Consider the following 10,548-nt stretch of genomic DNA (forward strand, 5'->3'; position numbering starts at 1 on the left):
CGAACCCGGAATCCCGCAATGATTGCGCGCCGAACAGTTCGGGATTCCGGATTTGCTCGGGCTGCGCCCTCGCGCCCCGGAGTTGCCAGGGCTGGAGCTATTATTTCGGCGCGTTGGCACAGGCCGCCAGGATTCGCGCCCAGGAGCGGATGCCCTTCTGGAAGCTCTTCAGATCATATTTTTCATTCGGCGAATGGATGTTGTCGTCATCGAGCCCGAAGCCGACCATCACGGTGTCGAGGCCGAGCGTGCGCTTGAAATCGGCCACGATCGGGATCGAGGCACCGGAAGCGATCAGCAAAGCCTCCTTGCCCCACTCGTCGGTCAGGGCAGCCCTGGCGGCGGCGAGCGGCTTCATGTTCCAGTCGAGCGCAATCGCCGGCGCGTTGGAATGATCGAGGAATTGCGCCGTGCAGTCGCCTGGCAGACGCGCAGTGACATAGGCGCGAAAGGCGTCGCGGATGCGGCCGGGGTCCTGGCCCTCGACGATGCGAAACGAGACCTTGGCCGAAGCATGCGAAGCGATCACCGTCTTGGAGCCCTCGCCGGTGTAGCCGCCGAAAATGCCGTTAATGTCGCAGGTCGGTCGCGACGAGATCTGCTCGATCAGCGCACGGTCGTTTTCGCCGGCCGGAATCGACAACCCGATCGGCTTCAGAAAGGTCTCGGCGGTGAGGCCGAGCTTGTTCCACTGCGCCAAAATGTCGGGCGGCAGGTCCTTCACGCCGTCATAGAAGCCGGGAATGGTGATGCGGCCATGGTCGTCATGCAGGCCGCCAAGAATTTTCGTCAGCACCCGGATCGGATTTTGCGCGCCGCCGCCATAGATGCCGGAATGCAGATCGCGGTTGGCGGCGGTGATCTTCACTTCCTCATAGACCAGGCCACGCAGCGCGGTGGTGATCGCCGGGGTGTCGGAATCCCACATCCCGGTGTCGCAGACCACCGCGAAGTCGGCGGCGAGGTCGGCCTTGTTGGCCTCGAGGAAGGCGACAAAATTCTTCGAACCGACCTCCTCTTCGCCCTCGATGCAGATGGTGAGGTCGATCGGCAGCGAACCGGTGACCTTGACCCAGGCGCGGCAGGCCTCGACGAAGGTCGAGAGCTGACCCTTGTCGTCCTGCGCGCCGCGCGCCACGATGATGTCGCGGCCATCCGCGTGCTTGGTGACGACCGGCTCAAAGGGCGGGCGCGTCCATAGCTCCAGCGGATCGACCGGCTGCACGTCGTAATGGCCGTAGAACAGCACATGCGGACGCTTTCCGGTGTTGCCACGGGCGGTGGCGACGATCGCCGGGTGTCCGGCGGTCGGCCGCACCTCGGTATCGAAGCCGAGCGTCGCGATGTCCGCCGCCAGATGCGCCGCGGCCTTCTGGCAGTCGTCCGCGAAGGCCGGATCGGCGGAAATCGACTTGATCCGCAGCAGCGCGAACAGCCGCTCCAGCGCGTGGTCGAACTCCGCGTCGATGTGATCGAGAACCGGCTGGAGCTGCGGGGTACTGGACATGCGCGAAATCCTTGAGCGAGAGAGTCTGTTCAGGCGAGTTTAGCGGGAAGCCGCGGCGAAACCAGCGACGCCGGTGGATGGTGCATATGCCAGATCAGCCCGCCGGCGAGGATCGCGGTAGCCAGCAGATTATTGCCCCACGCCTGCAGCATGCTCGGAAACACCGGCAACGACAGCAGCATCAGCGCGCCGACGATGCCGAGCAACGTCCACGTTGCCTTGCAAACGGCTGGACGCTCATCGAACGCCGCGCGATGCATCAGCACGGTGAGCGGCAGGAACAGCCACATGAAGTAATATTGCCGCGCCAATGGCGACGCCACCGTCATCAGGCAGAACAGGATGCCCAGTTCCTCGGCGGTCGAGCGTGGCGTCATTTTCGACCGGGCGGGAATCGCCCAGATGAATCCGAGGCCGATCAGACCTGACACCGCGAGCACGATCCAGTTCGCGGTTTTGTAATCGACGCTCACCAGATTCATATATTGCGCCGGCTTCCGCGGCTCGTCGAGATGGTAATTGATCGGACGCACCAGACGGTGGGTCACGGCGATCACCGACTGATTGACCCACGACCAGTTCTGCTCGTCGCGCTGGCCGAACCCCTTCTCCGAGCTGGACCCGACCATCGCCGAGAACCAGGTCTTCACTTCCGCGATGTTGCGCTGATAGCCGCGGATCGGTGCCGGCAGCACGAACAACAGCAGCAGCGTGCAGGCGATCATGCTGGCGGAGGCCGCCCAGCGTCGTCGCCATAGCAGATAGGGCAGCACTGCCACCGGGAACACCTTGATCGCGGTGGCCAACGCGAACATGCCGCCGCCAAGCCATGGCCGATCCTTCTGCATGAACCAGAAGCCGAGCAACATCATCGCCAGCAGCACCAGATTGGGCTGGCCGAGATCGTACATGTCGAACACGAAGGTAATAGTGGCGAAGCCCGGCAGCGCCGCCAGCCACGGCGCCGGAATTTTTTCCGAGCCGGTCATCGCATTGCTGAGCTGGCTGGTCAGCGCCCACGCCACCGAATTCAGGACCGACAGCACGACATAGAGCGGAATCTTGCCAAACAAGGCCGGGATCGCCAGCAGGATCGCCGGCGGCGGCGGATAGATGAAATCCAGCATGCCATTGGTCGTGCGCGCATAAAGATCGCTGCCATTCAGCACCTGCTGCCCGGCCCAGAACCACAGCGCATAATCCTTGGTCTTGCCATGGCCCCAGATTTCGGGAACCAGCACATCCGCGGTCAGCAGCAGGCAGGTCAGCAGAAACAGCACATCGAGCGGCTGCCGCAGGGAGGGCCATCTCAGCACTAGCGGATCTCACAATTCAGGCGGGCGACAGGTCGGCGCTTGGTAACAGCATTGGAAATCGGCTGCAAACTCGCCTTGTCGTGCATTACCGCCTCACTGCGGCCAAATCTCGACTATCCGGGCCTGGGTCTTATCCGGGATTGCGGCATGCAAAACCAGCCGCAGGTTCGGCTTGCGGGCGGCCAGTACCGCGAGTTCCGCCGGCGTCAGCAGCGCCCATGCCGCCGCCGTCAATTGTTCGATGTCCGTCAGCGGCATGATGCGAATGGGCGCCGCGAGATAGGCCAGGATATTCAGATTGGTTGCTGCCGGGCTGACATACAGCATTCCCGGCCGCAGCGCGCGGACAGCCTCGATGGTCTGCGCGGCGATACGGGTCTGGCGAAACCCATCGGGCGCCAGCGGCATCGCCACCCATCCAAGCAGAACCAGATAGACTGAAATGCTGATGGCCACCGTATTGCCGGCGCCGATCAGCCACCCACGGCTGCTCCACCAGCGGTCGAACAGAACTCCCGCCAGCACGGCCAGCGCAAGACTGGCCGGCATCGCGTAACGGGTGGCGACGCCGCCGGGCCATACCAGCAGGACCAGCGAGCCGGCGACCGCGTACAGCACGACGGCGAGCAACAGATCATTGTCGCGGAAAGCTTCCCGACGCCACAGCGCAACGATCGCCGGGCCAAGCAGCAGCGAGCCTGGCAACCATTCGACAAAAAGACTGGCGGTGAAATCAAGATGATCGCGGAGCCACTGCGCGGCTGACATGCCATCCGCCAGACGCGAATGGTTCTTCCACCCCTGCAGATCGCCTGGCTGCGAGACAGCCAGATACCAGGCGCCGACGATCACCACGGCGATCGCGTTGGCGACAAGTAAACCCGGCAGATCGCGCCAGCGTCGCCGCAGCAGCAGATAGGCGCCGACGCCCAGCGTGAAATAGGCAATCGGTTGCGGCCCCTTGGTCAGCCCAGCGACGCCCAGCAGCAAGCCGACCGCCAGCCAGCGCGACAGAGCGACATCCCCCCGCTCTGCGCCTTTCCACCACACGCCAAAAGCGCTGAACAGCAGCACCGACAGGGTAACGTCCGGCTCCGCCGTGATGAATTTCTGCGCGACCATCGAACAGGTGAACCAGCACAGCGCGCCGAACACCGCCGGCGCGGTTCGGGTGATCGGCCGCACCAGGTGAAATACCATCAGGCCGCCCGCCAGCAAGAACAACAGATGCGGCAGCCGCGCCGACCAGACATTGACACCACCGAACAGCTTGCCGATCGCCGCCGCGATCCATGACAGCAACACCGGACGCTCGACAAAGCGGTTGCCGTAAAGATCCGGCGCCAGCCAGTGGCCATCCTCGAGCGCGCCGCGCGCCAGACCGATTACCGTGCCTTCTTCATAATGCGTGCCGCGCAGCCCGACGGCGGGAAAGGCGAAGATCCCCCATAGCAAGACCACCCATACCCAGCCCGGCACGTCCATCGCACGCAAGCGCGCGACCCATGCCATGCAACTGCTGAATACACGATCGGTAATAGCCGAGCTTGCGGCTGCGGCTGATTCATGATTAGCCTTTTTGGAGCTGCTTGACGGCCATCGTAGACGCAATCGGCGATTCGTACGCCGTCGCAGATATCCAGCATTGTCCGCTCCGCGACTCGCGGAAACGGCGGTGGCACCATCGCCTCGAATTTTGCCAACTTGGAATCACGACAGCGCTCCGCCATTTTCGCCAACCCGATCGGCCTCTTCTCGATGTCTCCTGAATCTCTCCGCCGCCACTGGCCGTGGATCGTGCTTGGCTTGCTCGCATGCTATTTTTTGGCATGGCCGATCTGGCGGGCGCAATTCCTGCTGGAAATCTGGCCGACGGAAGGCTGGAATGCCTACCTGCAGGACGCGGCGGCCGAGGGCCGCCCCCTCTACCCGCCTCTCGACGCGCTGACGGCGAATAATTATCCGCCGCTTTCCTTCTATGCGGTCGGGGCACTCGGCAAGATTTTCGGCGATAATCTGTTTGTCGGACGCGCCGTGTCCATCGCGGGACTGCTCTGCGTCGCCATCGAAATCTTTTACGCGGTCCGGATCTTGACCGGCAGCCCGACCGGCGGCCTGTTCGGTGCGGCGTGGTACGTCGCCATCATGGCCCGCAATTCCACGACCTATATCGCAACCAACGATCCGCAGCTTGCCGGCGAGGCCATCATGGGCGCCGCCTTGGTATGGTTTCTGGCGCGGGACAAGGCTGGCATGTCCCGCTGTGGGCCGCTGCTGTTGATGGTCGTCGGCGGTTTCTGGAAACACAATCTGGTCGCCATTCCGATCACCGCGGTCGCCTGGCTCATCCTCACCACGGGCCGGCGGGCCGCGCGGCCGATCTTGCTGAGCGGTTTCGCTTGCCTCGCCGGCCTCGGCCTGTGCGTTGCCAGTTTCGGCAACGACTTCATCGGCAACATGCTCGCCAACCGCCAATACGCCTTCGCCAACGTCCTGACCAATATCGGCCACCTGCAATGGTCGGCGCTGGCACTGGTGATCTGGGCCGGCTGGGCACTCTACAATCCCGATCTTCGCGCGGCCCGATTTACCGCGTTGCATATCGCCTCCGGGCTGCTGGCCTGCATTCTGCAATGGTTCGGCCACGGCGTCAGCGGAAACGCGGAATTCGATCTAATCCTCGCACTTGGAATCGGCATCGGGGTGACCTTCGCCGACGTCGAAATGTCGTGGCTTGGCCGGCGCATCGGGGCTGCCGGAACGCGCGACCTGATGACGATCGTCCTCGTGCTTCGTCTCGTCATCGCCGAACGGCAGGAAACCGCGCTGCTGATCATCAGCCCTGATTTCAGAGCGACGGTCTGGCAAGCGCAGCGGATCGCGCAACAGGACATCACTGTGGTCCTGGCCATCGACGGCGATGTCGCCTGTTCGAACAAGGTGGTCTGCCGCGCCGCGGGTAAACGATTTGTCGTCGATGAATTCAAGATGGAAGAACTTGTCATGACGGGAAAGGCGACTGACGCCGATATCTCCGCTCTGATCAAAAGCCGCGGCATCACGAATTTCACCAACAATCCGAAGGCAGGCGACAGTTGGAACACCTCGTTGTCGCAGGCTCTGCGCAGCCCGTAGCCCCTCTCACCTCTTCAGAATTCCGCCAAGCGCGCCGCGCACGATCGAGCGGCCGAACGAACTGCCAAGCGATCCGCCCATCGACTTGCCGAGATCGGCGACCATGCCGCCGATCACCTTGTTGGTCACCGAGCGGGTGACGTCGCGCGCGATCACCTGACCGGTTGTGAGCCTGCCGCGTCCGGTATTGGTGCCGAAGATGGTGCCGACGATGCCGCCCAATTGTCCCAGCCAGCCGCTACCGCTTGCGCCTGGCGCATCGGCCGTCGCCGCGGTGCTGGCCACCCGGTGCCGCAGCATTTCAAACGCGGATTCGCGGTCCACCATGGTATCGTATTTGCCCTTGAACGGGCTGGCATTGATGATCGCCGCCCGCTCTTCCGGCGTCAGCGGCCCGATCCGTGCCGAGGGCGGCCGCACCATCACGCGCTCGACCATCGCCGGCGTGCCGTTGCCTTCGAGGAACGAGACCAGCGCCTCGCCCTTGCCGAGCTGGGTGATGACGCTGGCGGTATCGAGTTTCGGATTGGGCCGGAAGGTCTGGGCCGCGGCGGCAACCGCCTTCTGGTCGCGCGGCGTGAAAGCACGCAGCGCGTGCTGCACGCGGTTGCCAAGCTGCGCCAGCACCTTGTCGGGCACGTCGATCGGATTTTGCGTGACGAAATAGACGCCGACGCCCTTGGAGCGGATCAGACGCACTACCTGTTCGATCTTGTCCATCAGCGCCTTTGGCGCATCATTGAACAGCAGATGCGCTTCGTCGAAGAAGAAGACCAGCTTCGGCTTCGGCGGATCGCCGGCCTCGGGCAATTGCTCGAACAATTCCGACAGCATCCACAACAGGAAGGTGGCGTACAGCTTCGGGCTCTGCATCAATTTGTCGGCGACGAGGATGTTGACCATGCCGCGGCCGTCGCGGTCGGTGCGCATGAAATCCTTGATGTCGAGCGCGGGCTCGCCAAAGAATTTTTCCCCGCCCTGGTTTTCCAGCACCAGCAGCTGGCGCTGGATGGTGCCGACGGTCTGCTTGGTCACGTTGCCGAATTTTTGCGCTGCCTCGCGGATCGGCGCCAGATGGTCCTCCGCGTCGTCATCGGATTTTTTTCCGGTCTTCGGCACGATCGCGTCGAGGATAGCGCGCAGGTCCTTCATGTCGAGCAGGGCCATGCCGTTGTCGTCGGCGACGCGGAAGGCGACGTTCAGCACGCCTTCCTGCACGTCGTTGAGATCGAGCATGCGCGACAGCAGCAGCGGTCCCATTTCCGACACGGTGGCGCGTACCGGATGGCCCTGCTCGCCGAACACGTCCCAGAACACCGTCGAGAACTGGTCGGGCTGGAAGGTCAGCGCCATCTCCTTGGCGCGTTGCAGGATAAAATCCTTGGCTTCGCCGACTTCGGCGATCCCCGAAAGGTCGCCCTTGATGTCGGCGGCGAACACCGGCACGCCGGCGCGCGCAAATCCTTCAGCCATCACTTGCAGCGACACCGTCTTGCCCGTTCCGGTCGCACCGGTGACAAGGCCGTGGCGATTGGCAAGGCCAAGCGTCAACCACGCAAGTTCTTCGCCCTTGCCGATGAAAATCCGCGTATCGGTATCGCCAGACTTTGTCGCGCTCGTCGCCATCGCATCGCCTCTATACGCACAGAATGAATTTCATCGCGGCTCGTTATGATCTTATCGCATCTTGCCGACCGATTGAAACGTTCGCCGCGTCGCGCTGAACCAGAGCTACACCGCCCCGCGCGGTCGTGCGTCATTGTTCCCTTCCGACAATGGGAACAAACACGCCGCGGCAGAGCATTGACAAAAATTTCACGTTTTCACTTGCATTGATGCAACACTCACCGCGTGATCCAATTGAATCGCGCGTGGACAGCCGGCGATGCTTGTAATTCGAATCACGCCGGCTCAATATAAATTGGGCAATGAGGGCGCCGGCGTTTCGCCGGTCAGAGGCGGGGCGTTATGGACGAATTGGTTGATCAGCTGGCCGTCAAGGTTGGCATTGACAAGGCTGTGGCCGAAAAGACGGTCGGTATGATTCTTGGCTTTTTGCGCACTGAGGGACCGTCCGAGCAGGTCAGCGCGCTGATCGAGAAGATCCCCGGAGCCGAAGCGGCGATCGCGTCCACCAGTGGCGGCGGCGGCTTTGCAAGCCTGATGGGCGGCGGGCTGATGGCGCTGGGCTCCAAGCTGATGGGACTAGGCCTCGGCATGAATGACATACAGGAAGTGGCGCGCGAACTGTTCAAGTTTGGCCGCACAAAAATTGGCGCCGATGATATGGAAAAGATCATCGCCGGCACCCCCGGCCTCAGCCAGTTCGCCTGACCGTCTGTTGCGTCAGCGCCGTGTGCGTTTGCCTTGCGTAAGCGTCAAGCACCTTCATACGTTTCGAGTATCATGACATATCCAATCTCCAAGATTGACGGCCTGACGGCTTTCGCCGCGACCAAGCTTAAAAAAGCTGGCATCCGAACCATGGAGAGCCTGCTGGAAGCCGCCCACTCAGCCAAATGCCGCAAGGAACTCGCCGCCAAGACCGGCTTCAGCGAGCAGCAATTGCTGGAATGGGCCAACCTCGCCGATTACCTGCGGATTCCCGGCATGGGCAAGGCCAAGGCCGAACTGTTGCGCGCCTCCGGCGTCAACACCGTGCGCGAACTGACCCACCGCAACCCGGCCCGGCTGGCCCAGGCGATGCGCGACGCCAATGACAAGCGCCGACTGGTCCAGGTGATGCCGTCGGAAAAATCCGTCGAACAGCTGATCGAGAAAGCACGCCAGCTGCCGCTCAGGATCACGTATTGATCAAGCTGTCGTTCCGGGGCGCGAGCGGCTTGCCGCGAGCGAACCCGTAATCTCGGCGAGTCGAGAACATCTCGGGATTCCAGATTAGCGCTTCCTCCGACTGAAACGCGCCCCGGAATGACGAAGCGACAATCTTGACTCTCCGCATACCGTCGCGCAAAGCGACGGCATGAGCCTTGGCCCCGCACATCCCGTGTCAACCCACCCGGTGCTGGCGGCGCTGCTGTCGCGTCCGTGCGCCGCGGTAATGGGAATCCTCAACGTCACGCCGGATTCTTTTTCCGACGGTGGCCAGTTCATTTCGCCGGACGCGGCGCAGGCGCAGGCGCTTCGGATGGTCGCCGACGGCGCCGACATCATCGATATCGGCGCGGAATCGACCCGCCCCTACGGCGCGCAGCCGATCACCGCCGAACAGGAATGGCAGCGCCTGAGCCCTGTTCTCGCCGGTATCGTGGCGCTCGGCACCGCGGTCTCGATCGACAGCATGAAGGCGGCCGTGGTGGCACGGGCGCTTGGCGCCGGCGTCAGCATCGCCAACGATGTATGGGGCCTGCAGCGCGATCCCGAGATGGCGCGCGTCATCGCCGATTACGATGCGCCGGTCATCGTGATGCACAATCGCGAGACGATCGATGCCACCATCGATATCGTCGAGGACATCAAGAGCTTTTTTGACCGCTCGCTTGCCATCGCGGCCAGAGCGGGCGTCGCCGCGCGCAACCTGGTGCTCGATCCGGGCATCGGCTTCGGCAAGACGCCAGAGCAAAGCATGGCGGCGCTGGCGCGGCTGACCGAGTTGCACGGCTTTGGCCTGCCGATACTGGTCGGCGCATCCCGCAAGAAATTCATTTCGACGGTCGTGGCTTCCGAACCGCCGCGGCGCCTTGGCGGCTCGATCGCCGCGCATTTGCTGGCGGCGCAACGTGGCGCCGGCATCATCCGCGCGCATGATGTGCTAGAGACGGTGCAGGCGCTGCGCGTGATGGCGGCCATCGAGGACAACAAATGAGCGACACGATCTTCATCACTGGCGTTTCGATCCACGCCCACCACGGCGCGCTCGATCACGAAGGCCATGTTGGCCAGCGTTTCATCATCGATCTCGAATTGACCGCGGACATCTCCGAAGCCTCGCGCAGTGATCGGCTGTCCGATACGGTTTCCTATGCCAATGTGGTGGCCACCGCGACCGCAGCCTTCAAGGACGCCAATTACAAGCTGGTGGAGCGCGCGGCCGGCGCCGTCGCCGAAGCGGTGCTCGCCGCGTTCCCGAAGATCAGCATCATCAAGGTCACCGTCCACAAGCCGCACGCGCCGATCGCCGCCATCTTCGACGATGTCGGCGTGATCCTGACGCGAGCCCGGGCCTAGAACATGGCCAGCATCATCCTCTCGCTGGGCGGCAATGTCGGCGACGTCCGCGAAACCTTTCGCAAGGCGATCTCGAATATTTGCGGCATGACCCAGGCCGCGCTGATCGCGCGCTCGTCGGATTACGTGACGCCCCCGGTCGGCGGTGTGCCGCAGGACGATTACATCAACGCCGTGGTCGAGATCGAGACCGAGCTTGATCCACATGCGCTGCTGTTCACGCTGCACCGGATCGAACAGAAATTCGGCCGCAGCCGCGCCAACGAAATCCTGTGGGGGCCGCGACCGCTCGATATCGATATCATCGCCTATGATGACGTCGAGATTGCCAAGCCGGAACTGATGCTGCCCCACCCCCGCGCCACCGAGCGCGCCTTCGTCATGATGCCGCTGGCCGAAATC

The 10,548-nt window shown here is 63.0% G+C and carries 10 protein-coding genes; 6 read left to right on the forward strand and 4 right to left on the reverse strand.

What is annotated here, in order from left to right; translation table 11 throughout:
- Positions 1–100: 100 nt before the first annotated feature.
- The 3 genes from Q0S16_RS17405 to Q0S16_RS17415 form a co-directional block, all read right to left on the reverse strand.
- Complete coding sequence (locus Q0S16_RS17405; RefSeq protein ID WP_295850558.1) at positions 101–1,507, reverse strand: M20/M25/M40 family metallo-hydrolase; 1,407 nt, start codon at positions 1,505–1,507, stop codon at positions 101–103.
- Between the two features lie 29 nt (positions 1,508–1,536).
- On the reverse strand, positions 1,537–2,823 hold the full coding sequence (locus Q0S16_RS17410) for a glycosyltransferase family 87 protein (RefSeq protein WP_295850561.1): 1,287 nt from the start codon (positions 2,821–2,823) through the stop codon (positions 1,537–1,539).
- 93 nt (positions 2,824–2,916) lie between these two features.
- Entirely contained in the window at positions 2,917–4,335 is a 1,419-nt protein-coding gene (locus Q0S16_RS17415) for a glycosyltransferase family 39 protein (protein ID WP_295850564.1), read from the reverse strand.
- 246 nt (positions 4,336–4,581) lie between these two features.
- Between Q0S16_RS17415 and Q0S16_RS17420 the strand changes: the two genes are divergently transcribed.
- Positions 4,582–5,958, forward strand: coding sequence for a hypothetical protein (locus tag Q0S16_RS17420; RefSeq protein WP_295850566.1), 1,377 nt, complete (start codon positions 4,582–4,584; stop codon positions 5,956–5,958).
- A 6-nt stretch (positions 5,959–5,964) separates the two neighbouring features.
- Here Q0S16_RS17420 and Q0S16_RS17425 read toward each other — a convergent pair whose 3' ends face one another.
- A complete protein-coding gene (locus tag Q0S16_RS17425) occupies positions 5,965–7,584 on the reverse strand; it encodes a helicase HerA-like domain-containing protein (RefSeq protein ID WP_295850568.1) in 1,620 nt (539 codons plus the stop codon).
- 342 nt (positions 7,585–7,926) lie between these two features.
- Between Q0S16_RS17425 and Q0S16_RS17430 the strand changes: the two genes are divergently transcribed.
- The 5 genes from Q0S16_RS17430 to folK all read left to right on the forward strand — a co-directional run.
- Entirely contained in the window at positions 7,927–8,292 is a 366-nt protein-coding gene (locus tag Q0S16_RS17430; RefSeq protein ID WP_295850571.1) for a DUF2267 domain-containing protein, read from the forward strand.
- Positions 8,293–8,364: 72 nt separating this feature from the next.
- Positions 8,365–8,772 carry a DUF4332 domain-containing protein gene (locus tag Q0S16_RS17435; protein ID WP_295850574.1) on the forward strand — a complete coding sequence of 136 codons (408 nt, stop codon included), beginning with the start codon at positions 8,365–8,367 and terminating at the stop codon, positions 8,770–8,772.
- A 169-nt stretch (positions 8,773–8,941) separates the two neighbouring features.
- Positions 8,942–9,784: a dihydropteroate synthase gene (folP, locus tag Q0S16_RS17440; protein WP_295850578.1), complete on the forward strand. Its 843-nt coding sequence runs from the start codon at positions 8,942–8,944 to the stop codon at positions 9,782–9,784.
- The gene (gene folB, locus Q0S16_RS17445; RefSeq protein ID WP_295850579.1) at positions 9,781–10,146 is read left to right on the forward strand and encodes a dihydroneopterin aldolase; all 366 of its coding nucleotides are present in this window, start codon (positions 9,781–9,783) and stop codon (positions 10,144–10,146) included. Before folP ends, folB begins: the two co-directional genes overlap by 4 nt.
- A 3-nt stretch (positions 10,147–10,149) precedes the next feature.
- The coding region (gene folK / locus Q0S16_RS17450) for a 2-amino-4-hydroxy-6-hydroxymethyldihydropteridine diphosphokinase (protein WP_295850581.1) at positions 10,150–10,548 on the forward strand (399 nt) is incomplete at its 3' end.

This window comes from Tardiphaga sp., from assembly GCF_025356345.1.
In the GTDB taxonomy this organism is placed as follows: Bacteria; Pseudomonadota; Alphaproteobacteria; order Rhizobiales; family Xanthobacteraceae; genus Tardiphaga.